Genomic DNA, 15,452 nt, shown 5'->3' on the forward strand with positions numbered 1-15,452 from the left:
CGGACTGGAAAGCGGAATCGGGCGTACCCGGTGGGAAGGATCCGCCGGGTACGCCCGATTCGACCGGGTGTGCCCGGTTTCGCCGGGCTCAGTGCGTTGCTGCGGCGATCAGGGTCTCGGCCGCGCGGCGGGCGTGCACGGCCGGCTCCGTCGTGCCGGCGATGGCCGCCGTGGTCTGCGCGCCCTCGGCGAGGAGTGCGAGCTGGGCGGCGAGCTCCTCGGCCCGGGCGGGGTCGGCGACCGCGTCGGCGGTGAGCTGCTGCACGAAGCGCTGGAAGGAGTCCTTGTGCTCGCGGGCGATCTCGGCGACGGCGGGTGACGTCGCGCCGAGCTCGCCGAAGGCGTTGATGAACCCGCAGCCGCGGAAGGTGTCGTCGCCGAACCACGACTCGAGGAAGTCGTACATCGCCAGGAGCTTGTCGCGCGGGGTCGAGGCAGCCTCGACCGCGCCGTGCACGCCGCGCTCCCAGAGGTCGTGGCGTCCCGCGAGCACCGCGGCGATGAGCTGTTCCTTGCCCGGGAACGCCGCGTAGAGCTTCTTGAGCGAGACGCCGGCACCGGTGCGGATCTCGTCCATGCCGACGGACTGGATGCCGCGCGCGTAGAAGAGCTGGTCAGCGACGTCGACGATGTGGGCCCGGACCTCCGGGTCGACGGTGCCGGTCGAGATCGTGCCGGTCGGGATCGTGCTGGTGGCCATGTGCGTCCCTCGTTCCTCGCGTGTTCACCATCCCCGACTTGCGCTGGGGAACGAACGTTCTCTAGTGTAGTGGACATCGGCCGAGAACGATCGTTCTCCGCCAGGTCGAACGGCCGCAGGGCCGCTCTCAGGGAAGGAACCACCATGGGAACCATCACCGTCGGGACCGAGAACAGCGTCGACATCGACCTGCACTACGAGGACAAGGGGACCGGTCAGCCGATCGTGCTGATCCACGGCTTCCCCCTCGACGGCAACTCGTGGGAGGGGCAGACTCCGGCCCTGCTCGAGGCCGGCTACCGCGTCATCACGTACGACCGTCGCGGGTTCGGCCAGTCCTCGCAGCCGTCGACCGGGTACGACTACGACACCTTCGCCGACGACCTGCACACCGTCCTCGAGACGCTCGACCTGCACGACGTGATCCTCGTCGGCTTCTCGATGGGCACCGGCGAGATCGCCCGCTACATCGGCCGTCACGGTGAGGACCGGATCGCGAAGGTCGCGTTCCTCGCCTCGCTCGAGCCGTTCCTGGCGATCACCGACGACAACCCCGACGGCGCCGGCCCGATGTCGTTCTTCGAGGGCATCGCCGCCGACGTGAAGAAGGACCGGTACGCGTACTTCACGAACTTCTACCAGGACTTCTTCAACCTGTCGGAGAACCTCGGCACCCGCATCTCGGAGGAGCAGGTCCGCAACGCGTGGAACGTCGCCGCCGGTTCCGGTGCGATCGCGTCTGCCGCGGCACCGCTGACCTGGCCGACCGACTTCCGTCAGGACATCCCGAAGGTCACCGTCCCGGCGCTCATCGTGCACGGCACGGCGGACAACATCCTGCCGATCGACGCCACCGGCCGCCGCTTCACCAAGGCGCTGCCGGCCGCGGAGTACGTCGAGATCGAGGGTGCGCCCCACGGCCTGCTGACCACGCACACCGCCGAGGTCAACGAGGCCCTGCTCACCTGGCTCGCCCGGTCCTGATCCCCGGACGAGTCGTCTGGTTCACCCGGCCCTGATTCCCGGGTGACCCAGTCGAGGGAACAGAAAACGTCGGGTCCGATCATCGGACCCGACGTTTTCTGCTCCCACAACGGGATGCTGCGCTCGGGGCTGACGCGCTCGGGCTGACGCGACGCCCTGCGGCGCGCTCAGTCCTCTTCCGCGGCGTCGTCCGGGTTGGTCACCTGCGCGCGGCCGGCGTCGTCGAGGTGGATCGACGTGCCGTCGTCGAGCGCGACCATCGGCTTGCCCTCGAGGAACGTCAGGGTCCAGCCCCACCCGGTCGTGTCGACGGCCTCGGTCGCGAGTTCGGCCTCGACCTCACGCACGGCGACGACCACCGCCTCGGGGAGTTGCCCGGGTGCCTCCGCACCCACGTTCCAGCGTCTGCCCAACTGCATCCGTGCCTCCAGTCCGTCTGCTAAGCCTGCTGCTCAGCCAACTCGATCTCGGTCACCGCGAGCTCCGCGCCGTCCGTGAACGACAGGTTCTCGATGCGGCCGACGGCCGCCAGGTCGACCGCCGCACGCTCGATGAGCGCGCGCGTCTCGGCCGGAGCCGCGACGACCGCGCGCGTGACGGGCGTCTTCTGGGACGCCTTCGCCGCGGTCTTCGCGCCACGGATCCCGATGAGCGCCTGGCCCACGGCGGCCAGCAGCCCCGTCGGCTCGGCCTGGGTGGGCAGCTCGGCCACGGTCGGCCAGGAGGCGCGGTGCACGCTGGTCTCGTGGGTCCAGGCCCACACTTCCTCCGTCGCGAACGGCAGGAACGGCGCGAGCAGGCGCAGGAGCGCGTCGATCGCGGCGCGGAGCGCGAGGACCGCGCTCGCCTGCGTCTCGTGCGTCGACTCGGTCGCGGTGCCGTACGCGCGCTCCTTGACGAGCTCGAGGTAGTCGTCGCAGAAGGTCCAGAAGAAGCGCTCGGTGACCTCGAGCGCGCGGGCGTGGTCGAAGGCGTCGAACGCCGCGGTCGCCTGCTCGATGACCGTGCCGAGCTCGGCGAGCACGTCCACGTCGAGCGGCTCGGTGACGCTGGTCGCGCCCTCGGGCAGCGGGAAGCCGTAGACGAACTTCGCCGCGTTGAGGACCTTGATCGCCAGACGACGGCCGACCTTGATCTGCTTCGGGTTCTGCGGGTCGAACGCCGCGTCGGTGCCGAGCTTCGACGAGGCCGCCCAGTAGCGGACCGCGTCGGCGCCGTGCTGCTCGAGGATCGACAGCGGCGTGACGACGTTGCCCTTCGACTTCGACATCTTCTTGCGGTCGGGGTCGACGATGAAGCCGGAGATCGACGCGTGCTTCCAGGGCACCGTGTCCGCCTCGAGCTGGCTGCGGAGCACGGTGGTGAACAGCCACGTGCGGATGATGTCCTGCGCCTGCGGGCGGACGTCGTACGGGTAGACGAGGCCGTAGAGCTCGGGGTCGGTCTCCCACTTGCCCGCGAGCTGCGGGGTCAGGGACGAGGTCGCCCAGGTGTCCATGACGTCGAGCTCGCCCTGGAAGCCGCCGGGGACGCCGCGCTGGTCCTCGCTGTGGCCGGGTGCCGGCTCGGACGCCGGGTCGACGGGCAGCTGGGCCTCGGTCGGGACGATCGGCTGGTCGTACACCGGGTTGCCGTCGGCGTCGAGCGGGTACCACACGGGCAGCGGCACGCCGAAGAAGCGCTGGCGCGAGATGAGCCAGTCGCCCGAGAGGCCGCCGACCCAGTTGTCGTAGCGCACGCGCATGAAGTCGGGGTGGAAGGCGATCTCCTCGCCGCGCTTCCGGAGCGTGTCCTTCAGCTGCTCGTCGCGGGCGCCGTTGACGATGTACCACTGGCGGGTGGAGACGATCTCGAGCGGCTTGTCGCCCTTCTCGAAGAACTTCACCGGGTGGTTGATCGTCTTCACGTCGCCGACCAGGTCGCCGGACTCGGTGAGGGCGTCCACGACGACCTTCTTCGCCGAGAAGACGGTCTTGCCGGCCATCTCGGCGTACAGGGCCTTGCCGCCCTCGGACTCGATCCACGCCGGCTCGTCGGAGCGGACGCGGCCGTCGAAGCCGATGATCGCCCGGTTCGGCAGCTGCAGCTCGCGCCACCACACGACGTCGGTGGTGTCACCGAACGTGCAGACCATCGCGATGCCGGCGCCCTTGTCCTTCTGCGCGAGGTGGTGCGCGAGCACGGGCACCTCGACGTCGAACAGGGGGGAGCGGACCGTGGTGCCGAAGAGGTCCTGGAAGCGCTCGTCGTCGGGGTGTGCGACGAGGGCGACGCAGGCGGGCAGGAGTTCGGGGCGGGTGGTCTGGATGACGACGTCGTCGCCGCCGTCGGTGCGGTGGAAGGCGATGCCGTGGTACGCGCCGGGCATCTCCTTGTCCTCGAGCTCGGCCTGCGCCACGGCCGTGCGGAAGGTGACGTCCCAGAGCGTCGGGGCGTCGGCCTGGTAGGCCTCGCCGCGCTCGAGGTTGCGGAGGAAGGCGCGCTGGGCGCTCGCCCGCGAGGTGTCGTCGATGGTGCGGTACGACTGGGTCCAGTCCACCGACAGGCCGAGGGTGCGGAAGAGGTGCTCGAACTGCTGCTCGTCCTGCACGGTCAGGCGCTCGCACAGCTCGATGAAGTTGCGGCGCGACACCGGGACCTGGTCGGCGGCCTTCGACGACTTGCCGTCACCGCCCTCGAACGGCGGGACGAACGTGCCGTCGTAGGGGAGCTGCGGGTCGCAGCGGACGCCGTAGTAGTTCTGCACGCGGCGCTCGGTGGGGAGACCGTTGTCGTCCCAGCCCATCGGGTAGAACACGTGCTTGCCGCGCATGCGCTCGTACCGAGCCTTGAGGTCGGTGTGCGTGTACGAGAACACGTGGCCGATGTGCAGCGAACCCGAGGCGGTCGGCGGCGGGGTGTCGATCGAGTAGACGTTGCTGCGGTCGCCGGCCGCTGCACGGTCGAAGCGGTAGGTGCCGTCCTGCTCCCAGACGGGGCCCCAGACGTCTTCGAGCCCGTCCACTGTGGGCTTCTCGGGCATGGGCTTCGTCATGGCTGCGCCTTCCGTTCGCTGTGTGCGGCACCGAGTCCGTGATGAGGTGCCTGAATGTCGCGCGCACGCTGCACGCGGTGCCTGCAATCGTAGCGGCCGAGCGCGCCGAGCAGGTCGCCGCACGGGTCGCGGTAGCACACAGACCTGTCGGACACGCCGAATGCCTGGTAGTCTGTCGGAGTTTGTCCGGCGAGCGCGGAGTTCGCAGGAGCTGCACCGTTGCCGTCCGCCGGACGCCCGAAGGACGCACCGCACACCGGAGGAACGACTTGGCACCGAACAACGCACCCCACCCGCACGGCGATCGGCCGTTGCGCACGAAGGGCGCCGCGAAGCGCGCTCGTCGCGATCTCACGAAGGACGACGTCACCGTCGTCGAGGAGTCGCTCCTCAAGCGTGCCGTCGCCGCCGCGGCGCTCGGCAACGCGATGGAGTGGTTCGACTTCGGCATCTTCGCCTACCTGACCGTCACCATCTCGCAGGTGTTCCTGCCGCAGGGCGACCCCGCCGCGAACATCGTGGCGACGTTCGGCTTCTTCGCCGCCGCCTTCATCGTGCGCCCGATCGGCGGCGCCGTCTTCGGCCCGATCGGCGACAAGATCGGCCGCCAGAAGGTCCTCGCGCTGACGATGATCCTGATGGCCGCCGGCACGCTCATGATCGGCCTGATCCCGTCCTACGACTCGATCGGCTTCTGGGCTCCGGTCCTGCTGCTCGTCGCCCGCTTCGTGCAGGGCTTCTCGACCGGTGGTGAGTACGGCGGCGCCGCGACGTTCATCGCCGAGTACTCGCCCGACAAGCGCCGCGGGTTCATGGGCTCGTGGCTCGAGTTCGGCACCCTCGCCGGCTACGTGCTCGGAGCGTCGATCGTCACCGGCCTGCAGTTCGGCCTCTCCGAGGACGCCCTCCTCAGCTGGGGCTGGCGCATCCCGTTCATCATCGCGGGCCCGCTCGGCCTGATCGGCCTCTACCTCCGGCTCAAGCTCGAGGAGACCCCGGCGTTCCAGAAGCAGCAGGAGCAGGCCGCCGAGCGCGAAGGGCAGAAGACGCCGTTCCTCAAGCTCTTCGCGGAGAACTGGCGCTCGCTCATCATCTGCATCGGCCTGGTCCTCGTGTTCAACGTGACCGACTACATGCTCCTGTCGTACATGCCGACCTACCTCGAGCAGAACCTCGGCCAGAACGCCACGTTCGGCCTCATCCTCATCGTGGTCGTCATGCTGCTCATGATGGTCGTCATCACCTTCGGCGGCCGGCTGTCCGACAAGTTCGGGCGTCGCCCCGTGCTGGCCGCGGGCTGCATCGGCTTCATCCTGCTGTCCTGGCCGGCCCTGAAGCTCGTCCAGACCGGGACGGGCGTCGGGGTCTTCGCCGGCCTGCTCATCCTCGGCGTGGTCCTGGTGACCTTCACGTCGACGATGCCCTCGACGCTGCCGGCGCTGTTCCCGACGATCATCCGATACGGCGCCCTCGCGATCGCGTTCAACGTGTCGGTGTCGCTCTTCGGTGGCACGACGCCGCTCGCGACCTCCGCGCTCATCAACGCCGCGAAGGACCGCGGCTTCGGGTGGGCCGAGGACATCCCGGCGTTCTACCTGATGCTCGCGGCACTGATCGGCCTCGTCGCGGTGTACTTCACCAAGGAGACCGCCGCGTCGCCGCTGATGGGCTCCGGCCCGACGGTCGGCTCGGAGGACGAGGTCGCCGGGGTCATCGAGGACTACAACGACCCGACGTCGGACCTCGCGCAGTCGGACTGGGCGAAGGAGTTCTCGACGAGCGAGATCCCGATCATCACGGCCGACGCCGCGAAGAAGGAGCCCGCGGACTCCTAGCCCGCGGCACCGCTGCGAGCTTTCGCGCTCAGCGAGACGTCCCGGCCGGTTGGTCGCGTGATGTGTCGCTGGGCGCGAAACTGCGTCGGGACGGCAGCACCGTCAGGCCGCGCCGGCCTCGTCACGCCGCGGTCCGGCCGCGAGCCGCTCGGCCGCACGCAGCAACCGCGCCGTCACGGCGTGCGCAGGCCGGTCGAAGACCCGTGCGGCCGGCCCCTGCTCCACCACGCGGCCCTCGTGCACGACGAGCACGTCGTCGGCCACCCGGCGCACGGCCCGCAGGTCGTGCGACACGAAGACCATCGCCACACCGGTCTCGTCCCGCAGCCGCTCCAGCAGTGTCAGCACGGCGTCCTGCACGGTCGCGTCGAGTGCCGTGACGGGTTCGTCGAGCACGATCACCTCGGGGTCCGTGGCCAGCGCACGGGCGATCGCGAGCCGTTGGCGCTGCCCGCCGGACAGCGTGCGCGGCGATCGGTGGCGCAGGACCGGGTCGAGCCCGACCTGCGCGAGCGCGGCGTCGACCCGCGCGCCGAGGTCCCCGCCCGCCGAGCGTTCGCGGCCGCCGGTGAACGCGTCGGCGAGCACCCGCTCGACACTCCACCGCTCGTCGAAGGTCGCGCCGGGGTCCTGCACGACGGCGGCCATCCGGTGTCGTCGGGGCCGACGGTCGCGTTCGTCGAGCGGCACCCACGGCTCGCCGTCGAGGGTCACCGTGCCGGTGTCCGGCGTCTCGAGGCCGAGCAGCATCCGCGCGATCGTGGTCTTGCCGGAGCCGGACGCCCCGATCACCCCGAGCACCCGGCCGCGGGCGAGCGCGAACGACACGTCGGTGACGGCGGGGACGCCCTCGAACGCGCGGGAGAGCCCCGACGCGGCCAGGACCGCCCCGGCACCGGACGACCCGGTCCCGGCGCCGGACGGCCCGGTTCCGGCAGCCGCCGCCGACCCGGTGCCGGCCGCCGCCGACCCGGCGCCCGCCGCCGCCGTCCCGCGCGACGCCGCCCGCACCAGCGCCCGCGTCGCCTCGTGCTGCGGGGCCGCGAACACCGCCGCGACCGGTCCCGCTTCCACGACGCGCCCCTCGTGCATGACCACGACACGGTCCGCCCACCCCGCGACGAGCCCCAGGTCGTGCGTGATCACCAGCAGTCCGGCCCCGCCCGCCTGCGCCGCACGGAGCTGCTCCATCACGGTGACGGCCACCCCCGCGTCGAGCGCCGTCGTGGGTTCGTCCGCCACGACGAGCTCCGGGGACGACACGGTGGCGGCCGCGATGAGCGCACGTTGCCGCATCCCGCCGGACAGCGTGCCGGCGAGCCGTCCGTCGGTCGCGATCGCGGGGTCGAGCCCGACCGCCTCGAGCGCGGTGCGGACCGCGTCCACCCGGGCGACGGCGCTCATGTGGGTGTGGAGGCGCAGTGCGTCGGCGACCTCGCGCCCGACGGGACGCAGCGGGTCCAACGCGCCCAGTGCCTCCTGGCCGACGTAGCCGACCCGTGAGCCGCGCACGCGACGCCACCGTCGGTCGGAGAAGGCGCGGACGTCGAGCCCGGCGACGGTGAGGCGGTCGACGCGCACCGAGGACCCGGGCGCGGAGAGCCCGAGCGCGGCGCGTGCCGTGACGGTCTTGCCGGAGCCGGAGGCGCCGACGAGCGCAACGCACTCGCCGGACTCCACCCGCAGGCCGACGTCGTGGACGAGCGTCGTGCCACCGACGGCGACGGAGAGGCCGTGCAGGTCGAGTGCGGTCATCGGAGGGCTCCCGTCCGTCGGAGGGCCCGACCGAGCACGGTCACCGCGGTCGCGAGCACGACGATCGCCAGGCCGGGGAAGGTGCTCATCCACGGGGCCGTCTGCAGGTAGGTGCGGCCGTCGGCGAGCATCGCGCCCCACTCCGGGGCCGGGGGTGGGGTGCCGACGCCGAGGTAGCTGAGGGCGGAGGCCCACACGATCGCCTGCCCGACGCCGAGCGTCCCGACGGCGACGACGGGCCAGAGCGCGGTGGGCAGCACGTGGCGGAACACGATGGTCGCGGGGGAGCGGCCCATCACGACGGCGGTCTCGACGACCTGCGAGCTCCGCGCACTGCGCACCAGGCCGCGCACGATCCGGGCGTACCCGGGTGCGGTCGCGAACCCGACGGCGAGCATCGCCGGCACCGTGCCGGGACCGGTGACCGCGATGACGACGAGCGCGACGAGCAGCAGCGGGAGCGCGAACGCCACCTCGGTGATGCGCCCGACGACGGCGTCGACGACCCGGCCGCCGAGTCCGGCGACGACGCCGAGGACCACCCCGATCCCGCCGCCGACCAGGGTCGCGACGACCCCCACGACGAGCGATGCCCGGGTACCGGCGACGACCCGCGCGAGGACGTCACGCCCCGACTCGTCCGTGCCGAACGGGTTGGCCCACGACGGCGCCCGGAGTGCTTGGGCGGGGTGCACGGCGAGCGGGTCCCCACCGCCGAGCAGCGCCGGCCAGACCGCCGCGACGACCGCGACCGCCACCACGACGGCCGCCAGCGTGCCGGCCGGCCCGAGCGTCCCCCCACGGAACCGCTCGGACCGTCCGGTCGACGGGTCGCGCTGCGTGCCGGCCTGGAGGCTCGGCTCGGCAATCCCGCTCACCGTGCGCCCGCCCCGGTGCGGGTGGCGCGCGGGGCGCGACGCCGACGCGGCCCGGTCGTCCGGCCCGCGGTGCGCGGGTCGACGGCCCGCTCGACCAGGTCGGCGACCGCCAGCACGACGACGTACGCCGCTGCGGACACCAGCGCGATGCCGGCCACCAGGGGCATGTCGCGCTGCGTGACCGCGGTGACGAGGGCCCGTCCGATGCCCGGCAGTGCGAACACCGACTCGACGACGACGGCCCCGGACACCAGCGACCCGAAGGCCCAGGCGGACAGGGCAATGCCCGGCAGTGCCGCGTGCCGGAGCAGGTGGCGACCGAAGAGCCCCGCGCGGGTCTCGCCCCGGCTGCGGGCGGCGAGCGCGAACGCCGACCGCTGCGCGTCGACCACGCCGTCGCGGACCGTCTCGGCCAGGTACCCGGCGACCGGCACCGCGACCGTGACGACGGGCAGGACCCAGCCTCGGACGGTGCCGTCGCTCACGGCGGGCACCCACCCGAGCGCGCTGGCGAACACCACGATGAGGACGCTGCCGAGCCAGAAGTGCGGCGTGACGCTGGCCGTGACGGAGATCGCGCTCGTCAGGCCGGCGGCGAACCGGCCGCGCTGCGTCGACCACCACGCGGCGACGATCGCCAACGCCCAGGCCACGACGAGGCCGAGGACGGCCAGGGTCAGCGTGACGGGGAGCTGCTGCCCGAGGAGCGTCGCGACCGGCGTGCGGAAGGCGTACGAGTCGCCGAGGTGCCCGGTCGCCAGGCGTCCGAGGAACACCGCGTACTGCACGAGCACCGGCCGATCGAGGCCGTACTCGGCACGGACCTGCGCCACGGCCTCGGCCGACGCCTGCGACCCGGGCCCGCCGAGGATCGCGAGCGCGGGGTCACCCGGGATGAGCCGGATCGCGACGAAGACGATCGTCGCGACCGCCCACAGCACGCCGATGCCGCCCAGCAGACGCCGGACCGCCCATCCGGACCACCGCCCTGCAGCCGAGCCGCCGATCGTCCGCAGGCGGCCCACCGGGCGCGTGCCGGGCCTCCTGTCCGTCACGGTCACCGCGTCAGCGGTCGATCCAGGCCGTGCCGAACCACGGCGTCGAGACCGCGGTGGTCTGCACCCCGTGGACGGACGAGCGGATCAGGAAGTGGTTCTGCTGGTCGTAGAGGGGGAGGACCGTGCCGCTGGCGAGGATCGTCTCCTGCGCCTGCTCGTAGAGGTCGCCGCGCTCCGAGGTGTCCGACGTCCGGGCTGCCTGCTGGAGCAGCGCGTCGAGCTTCGGCTCGTCGAGCTGGGCGAGGTTCGCGAAGTACCCCGACGGTGCGGGCGTGATGCTCGCGCTGTCGTAGAGGATGCGGAGGACGTCCGCGCCGACCTTCGTGTACGGAGCGCTGACGACGTCGTACTCGTTCGCCGCGAGGGCGGCGTACCAGCTGGACAGGTCGAGCTCCTTGAGGACGACCTTGAACCCGACGGCCTTCTCGGACGCCTGGATCTGCTGGAACAGGCTGCGCTCGGCCGGCACCGACTGGTTCGTCGACACCGGGAAGGTCACGGTGAGCTGCTGGCCGTCCTTCTCGCGGACGCCGTCGCTGCCGACCTTCCAGCCGGCGTCGTCGAGCAGCTGCTTCGCCTTCGTCGGGGAGTACCCGAACAGGCTCTTGTCGGAGTACCCGTACGGCTCGACGCTCGAGAGCACGGAGTACGAGCGCTTCGCGGTGCCGAGGAAGAGGCTCTGGATCCCGGGGTCGACCTCGGCGCCGGCGATGAACGCCTTGCGGACGGCCTCGTCACGGAAGACGCCGTGCCCGGAGTTGAGCTCGAGCCGGTTCGACGCGCCGGGCCGGGGTGCGTCGAGGTCGCGGATCGACCCCTTCGACGAGGCGGCCTTCAGCTGGTCGGGCTGTGCGTTGTCGATGACGTCGACCTGGCCGGACTGCAGCGCGGCGTAGCGCGAGGTCGAGTCGGGCAGGAAGCGCCAGGTGATGCCCGACAGCCGCGGCTTCGTCGTGCCGCCGGCCTGCTTGCCGAGCGGTGTGTAGTCGGTGTTCTTCGCGAGGGTGACCCGGTCGCCGTGCTTCCAGTTGGTGACCTCGAACGGGCCGGTGCCGACGGGTGACTCGCAGTTCGCCTCCTGCGAGCGCTGCAGGGCCTTCGGCGACTCCATGCCGACCCACGGCTGCGAGAAGGACTCGAGCAGCGCGCTGTCCGGACGGCTCAGGGTCAGCGTGACGGTGTGGTCGTCGGTCGCGGTCGCCTTCGTGATCGACTGCAGGGCGAGGTACCCCGTGCTGGACGCCGTCGCCGGGTCCTGCACGTGCTCGATGTTCGCGACGACCGCCGCGGCGTCGAACGGGGTGCCGTCGGTGAAGGTCACGTCGTCGCGGAGCGTGAAGGTGAGGGTCGTGCCGTCGTCGCTGGTCTTCCAGGACTCGGCGAGCGCGGGGACCGGCTTGCCGTCGTCGAGCGCGGTGAGCTCCTCGATGTACTGGCTCGACAGCAGCGCCTGCGGGTAGTTGCCGCCGACATGGGGGTCGAGGCAGGTCGGTTCGGCGTCGCCGGAGGCGTAGACGAGCGTGCCGCCGTTCCGCGGCGTCGAGTCGGCCGTGCTCGTGCCGGCACCCGTGCAGCCGGTGAGGGCGAGGAGGAGCGCGAGGGCACCCGCGGCGCCCGCTGTCCCGCTCGCGACACGGCGGCGGCTTTTCTGTACTGAGTCCAAGATCATGGCTGGACGAGTCTAGCGGTTTACTGGGGCGCATGGACGAACCGATGCGCCGCGGTGGGCGACCCCGACGCTCGAGTGCCGAGGTCCTCGCGGACGCCGCCGCCGAGCTGTTCCTCGAGCAGGGCTACGGCCGGACCACCGTCGACCAGGTCGCCGTGCGCGCCGGGGTGAGCCGGGCGACGTTCTTCAACTACTTCACCGCGAAGTCCGACGTGCTCTGGCTCGAGCTGGACGCCGCGGTCGCCTCGCTGCCGGAGCACCTCGCCGCCTCGACCGAGGACTCCGCCGTCCGTGCCGTCGAGCAGGCCCTGCTCGCCACCGCTCGCGCGCACGACCCGGAGCGGGTGCCGTGGGCGATCGCGCAGGCCGAGGTGATGGGCATCGGACCGGAACTCGTCGCCAGCGTCGCCGCCCGGGTGACCGCCCAGCACGCGACCGTGGCGTCGTTCGTGGCCGGACGGACGGGGGACCACCCCGCCGCGCTCTGGCCGCAGACCGTGTCCGGCGCGATGCTCGGGGCTGCTGCGGCGGCCTTCGGCGTGTGGGTCGCCGACGGGGTGGGCCGGCGGCCGCTCGTCGAGTACGTGGGGGCTGCGCTGACGCCGGTGGCCGCGGGGCTCGACGCGCACTGACGAGGTGCACAGGCTGGCTCGCGGCGGCGTCGTGCGCGCCGACCGCTGTGGGAGGATCGTCGCCGTGCAGTCGTGGGTACGCGTGGGGCGTTGGCCCGTGTTCGCCATCGTCGCCCTCGCCGGGGTGTTCGTCTGCTTCTGGCACATCGGGCAGCAGGTGCTCGACGGCGACGAACTCATCTACGTGCAGGCCGGTTGGCAGTACGTCCACGGGGTCGTCACGTTCAACCTCGAGCACCCGCCGACCGCCAAGTACCTCTACGGCCTCGCCCAGCTCGTCGTCGGGCAGGGCGTCCTCGGCCCGCGTCTCGTGGCGGGCACCGCCGTCTTCGCGACCGGCGTGGTGCTCTTCCTCTGGCTGCGTGGACCGCTCGGACACTGGGGCGCGCTCCTCGCGGCAGGCCTCTGGTGGCTGACTCCGCGCGCGAACGGCCCCGACGCGTTCGACCCGGGCTCGGGCACCGCGGTCCGCATCGACCGGATCGCCCTCCTCGAGCCCGTGATGGTGTTCTTCGTGGTCCTCGCGCTCGCCGCCGCCTGGGCGTGGATCACCACGAGCAGTCGCTGGCGTTGGGCGTGGGCGGCGGTCGCCGGTGCAGCCCTCGGGCTCGCCGTCACGTCGAAGGCCACCGGCGCCCTGTTCGTCGTGGCGATCGTCGTCCTGCCGATCCTGTTCCGGCGATGGTGGGAGCTGCTCGTCGGGGGCGTGATCGCAGCCGCGGCGTTCGCGGTGACGTTCGTGGCGTCGTACGCGCCCGTCGGCATGGTCCGCGGGCTCACGTACATGCTCGACTTCCAATCGGCACACGACGCGAACGGCCACCTGGCGGAGATCGCCGGCCACACGTACCGGTTCGCGCCGTGGTGGTCGCAGTACTGGTACATGGTCGTCGGCACCACGCCGGTGCTCGTCGCGGTGCTGGTCGTGGGGATCGTCGCCGCGCTGTTCGTCCGGCCGGACCAGCTCGTCGTGTACCTCCTCGCCGCGATCATCCCGGTCATGGTGTTCTTCGGTGCGTCGAAGGTGGCGCTCGCGCACTACTACGACGCGTGGATGCCGGTCGTGATCGCGCTCGCGGCCGTCGGCTTCGCCCGGCTCGGCCAGAGCGTCTCGCTCGCCGTCCGCGTGCGGACCGGCCACCGTGCCGGACGCCGGGTGCCCGTGGCCGCCACCACGGTGATCGCCGCCGTGGTCGTCCTCGGGGTCGGCGCGGCAGTCGTCCCCGCGACCCAGCAGACCGTCGCGGTCGCGCGGGTGCGGCCGTCGGGGCTGGCGCTGCTCGACCGGGAGCTCCGGGCGCACGGCGTGGACGGCGGCCGGATCCTGTTCACCGAGTACGGGGCACCGGGATGGCGCCCGTACTTCGCCGACCGCGGCGTGGACGTGCCGGTCGCCGGTCGGTACGGCGCGATCGTGCAGGGGACCGACGACCGCTTCCCGGTGCCGGAGCAGGTCCGGGCCTTCCTGTCCGCTGAACGGTCACGGTTGACGGCGTTCCGGATCGACGACCTGCGGGTGTGGGTGCCGGCGGGCGGCGGTGCGATCGTGATCGACGGCGGGGCGGTGTCCCTGCAGCGCTGACTGCGCTGGCTCCGTCCGGAGGGTCCCGCAAAACGCAACCTCGGCGGGTTCGCGCAGCGCCATACCGCTGCGAGCAACCGCCCACGTTGCGTTTTTGCGGGAGCGCGCAGCCGCTCGCCCGCCGCCGGCGCTCACTCCGTCCGGAGGGTTCCCGCCCCGCCGGACGCCACGTCCTCCACGGTGCCGTCCCGGACGACCTCGGGCACGTCGTCGTCGGTCGGCACGAGCGACTGGTCGCCCGGCAGGCTCAGCGTGAGCACGGCCTCCTCGATGTACTGGCTCTGCTCGAGCGAGTGCTCGACCTCCCGCAGTCGGACGGCCACGTGCTCCTCGTTCTCGTTGCCGGTGAGGTCCACCGCCGCGACGAGGTAGACCCGCGACGGCCCGACGAACTCCAGGTGCAGGTACGTGACCCGCTCGACCTGCGACCGGCCGAGCAGTTCGACGAGCACCGCGTTCTCGAGCTCCGGCGAGGTGCTCTCGCCGAGCAGGAACCGGCGGTTGCGGTCGATCAGCACGATCGCGACGACGCCGAGCAGGACGCCGATCGCGATGGACCCGATCGCGTCGAAGACCGCCAGGCCGGTGATCTGGTGCAGGAACACCCCGAGGAACGCGACGACCAGGCCGACGAGCGCGGCGGCGTCCTCGGCGAAGACGGCACGGAGCGTCGGGTTCGACGACTGCAGCACGTGGCGGAGCACCGGCACGCGGCGCTTCGTGGCGGCACCGTGCGCCTGCCGGTACGCCTGCAGGAAGCTCGTGCCCTCGAGCACGAACGACACCGCGAGCACGACGTAGTTCACCACCACGTCCGAAGCGGGCCCGGTGTCCCCGAGCTCTGAGATGCCGTGGTAGATCGACACGATCGCGCCGGCGGTGAACAGGCCGAACGCGGCGAACATCGACCAGATGTACGTCTCGCGGCCGTACCCGAGCGGGTGGGCGCTGTCGCGCTTCCGGGCGCCGCGACGCTCGGCCACCAGCAGGAAGACCTCGTTCCCGGTGTCCGCCCACGAGTGCGCGGCCTCGGCGACCATCGACGCCGACCCGGTGAGCATGGAGGCGACCGTCTTGGCGATCGCGACGAGCAGGTTCGCGGCGAACGCGATGATGACGGTGAGCGAGGACTCGGGACGGTCCTGCTCCGAGGATGCGGGCATCGCTCCAGCATGCTCCCGTCCGGTAGACTCGCGTTCCAAGAGCACCGATCCGGACATCACCGGGGAGCTCCCGGAAGAACGCGGACCTGGTCCGTCAGTAGAACCGGGCGGGTTCGGGACCGTCACCACCCCGACGACGAGCGGTCGTGGACGTGTCGAACC

12 protein-coding genes are annotated in these 15,452 nt (G+C 71.9%); 4 read left to right on the forward strand and 8 right to left on the reverse strand.

Going from position 1 to position 15,452, the window contains the following annotated elements:
- Window positions 1-88 precede the first annotated feature (88 nt).
- The gene (locus BIU96_RS16715) at window positions 89-700 is read right to left on the reverse strand and encodes a TetR/AcrR family transcriptional regulator (RefSeq protein WP_071293742.1); all 612 of its coding nucleotides are present in this window, start codon (window positions 698-700) and stop codon (window positions 89-91) included.
- Window positions 701-844: 144 nt separating this feature from the next.
- Here BIU96_RS16715 and BIU96_RS16720 point away from each other — a divergent pair, with 144 nt between their 5' ends.
- Complete coding sequence (locus BIU96_RS16720; protein ID WP_071293743.1) at window positions 845-1,684, forward strand: alpha/beta fold hydrolase; 840 nt, start codon at window positions 845-847, stop codon at window positions 1,682-1,684.
- A gap of 167 nt (window positions 1,685-1,851) precedes the next feature.
- Here BIU96_RS16720 and BIU96_RS16725 read toward each other — a convergent pair whose 3' ends face one another.
- On the reverse strand, window positions 1,852-2,103 hold the full coding sequence (locus tag BIU96_RS16725; protein ID WP_071293744.1) for a hypothetical protein: 252 nt from the start codon (window positions 2,101-2,103) through the stop codon (window positions 1,852-1,854).
- A 20-nt stretch (window positions 2,104-2,123) separates the two neighbouring features.
- Window positions 2,124-4,718: a valine--tRNA ligase gene (valS, locus tag BIU96_RS16730; RefSeq protein WP_071293745.1), complete on the reverse strand. Its 2,595-nt coding sequence runs from the start codon at window positions 4,716-4,718 to the stop codon at window positions 2,124-2,126.
- Window positions 4,719-4,987: 269 nt separating this feature from the next.
- On the opposite strand from valS, the gene proP reads away from it, so the two are divergent.
- Entirely contained in the window at window positions 4,988-6,553 is a 1,566-nt protein-coding gene (gene proP / locus BIU96_RS16735; RefSeq protein ID WP_254786219.1) for a glycine betaine/L-proline transporter ProP, read from the forward strand.
- A 102-nt stretch (window positions 6,554-6,655) separates the two neighbouring features.
- Here proP and BIU96_RS16740 read toward each other — a convergent pair whose 3' ends face one another.
- From BIU96_RS16740 to BIU96_RS16755, 4 genes are read right to left on the reverse strand one after another with little or no spacing between them, the layout of a single operon-like run.
- Window positions 6,656-8,308, reverse strand: a complete 1,653-nt coding sequence (locus tag BIU96_RS16740; RefSeq protein WP_071293747.1) for an ABC transporter ATP-binding protein — start codon at window positions 8,306-8,308, stop codon at window positions 6,656-6,658.
- Window positions 8,305-9,186 (reverse strand): ABC transporter permease, encoded by an 882-nt coding sequence (locus BIU96_RS16745; RefSeq protein ID WP_071293748.1) that lies wholly within the window; start codon window positions 9,184-9,186, stop codon window positions 8,305-8,307. The genes BIU96_RS16740 and BIU96_RS16745 overlap by 4 nt, the downstream gene beginning before the upstream one ends.
- Window positions 9,183-10,241 (reverse strand): ABC transporter permease, encoded by a 1,059-nt coding sequence (locus BIU96_RS16750; RefSeq protein WP_368072982.1) that lies wholly within the window; start codon window positions 10,239-10,241, stop codon window positions 9,183-9,185. Before BIU96_RS16750 ends, BIU96_RS16745 begins: the two co-directional genes overlap by 4 nt.
- A gap of 10 nt (window positions 10,242-10,251) precedes the next feature.
- Window positions 10,252-11,913 carry an ABC transporter substrate-binding protein gene (locus tag BIU96_RS16755; protein ID WP_071293749.1) on the reverse strand — a complete coding sequence of 554 codons (1,662 nt, stop codon included), beginning with the start codon at window positions 11,911-11,913 and terminating at the stop codon, window positions 10,252-10,254.
- Window positions 11,914-11,945: 32 nt separating this feature from the next.
- On the opposite strand from BIU96_RS16755, the gene BIU96_RS19585 reads away from it, so the two are divergent.
- Window positions 11,946-12,545: a TetR/AcrR family transcriptional regulator gene (locus BIU96_RS19585; protein WP_071293750.1), complete on the forward strand. Its 600-nt coding sequence runs from the start codon at window positions 11,946-11,948 to the stop codon at window positions 12,543-12,545.
- A gap of 64 nt (window positions 12,546-12,609) precedes the next feature.
- A complete protein-coding gene (locus BIU96_RS16765) occupies window positions 12,610-14,127 on the forward strand; it encodes a phospholipid carrier-dependent glycosyltransferase (RefSeq protein ID WP_139200107.1) in 1,518 nt (505 codons plus the stop codon).
- 131 nt (window positions 14,128-14,258) lie between these two features.
- Here the strand turns inward: BIU96_RS16765 and BIU96_RS16770 are convergent, their stop codons facing one another.
- A complete protein-coding gene (locus tag BIU96_RS16770) occupies window positions 14,259-15,290 on the reverse strand; it encodes a cation diffusion facilitator family transporter (RefSeq protein WP_071293752.1) in 1,032 nt (343 codons plus the stop codon).
- Window positions 15,291-15,452: the final 162 nt, after the last annotated feature.

The sequence above is a fragment of the Curtobacterium sp. MCBA15_008 genome, from assembly GCF_001865065.1.
GTDB lineage: Bacteria > Actinomycetota > Actinomycetes > Actinomycetales > Microbacteriaceae > Curtobacterium.

What these genes read in the sequence shown, in the direction of transcription:
- BIU96_RS16755 (WP_071293749.1), bottom strand. Translation starts at nt 11,913, where the DNA reads ATGATCTTGGACTCAGTACAGAAAAGCCGCCGCCGTGTCGCGAGCGGG.
- BIU96_RS16740 (WP_071293747.1), bottom strand. Translation starts at nt 8,308, where the DNA reads ATGACCGCACTCGACCTGCACGGCCTCTCCGTCGCCGTCGGTGGCACG.
- BIU96_RS16725 (WP_071293744.1), bottom strand. Translation starts at nt 2,103, where the DNA reads ATGCAGTTGGGCAGACGCTGGAACGTGGGTGCGGAGGCACCCGGGCAA.
- BIU96_RS19585 (WP_071293750.1), top strand. Translation starts at nt 11,946, where the DNA reads ATGGACGAACCGATGCGCCGCGGTGGGCGACCCCGACGCTCGAGTGCC.
- BIU96_RS16720 (WP_071293743.1), top strand. Translation starts at nt 845, where the DNA reads ATGGGAACCATCACCGTCGGGACCGAGAACAGCGTCGACATCGACCTG.
- BIU96_RS16770 (WP_071293752.1), bottom strand. Translation starts at nt 15,290, where the DNA reads ATGCCCGCATCCTCGGAGCAGGACCGTCCCGAGTCCTCGCTCACCGTC.
- valS (WP_071293745.1), bottom strand. Translation starts at nt 4,718, where the DNA reads ATGACGAAGCCCATGCCCGAGAAGCCCACAGTGGACGGGCTCGAAGAC.
- BIU96_RS16715 (WP_071293742.1), bottom strand. Translation starts at nt 700, where the DNA reads ATGGCCACCAGCACGATCCCGACCGGCACGATCTCGACCGGCACCGTC.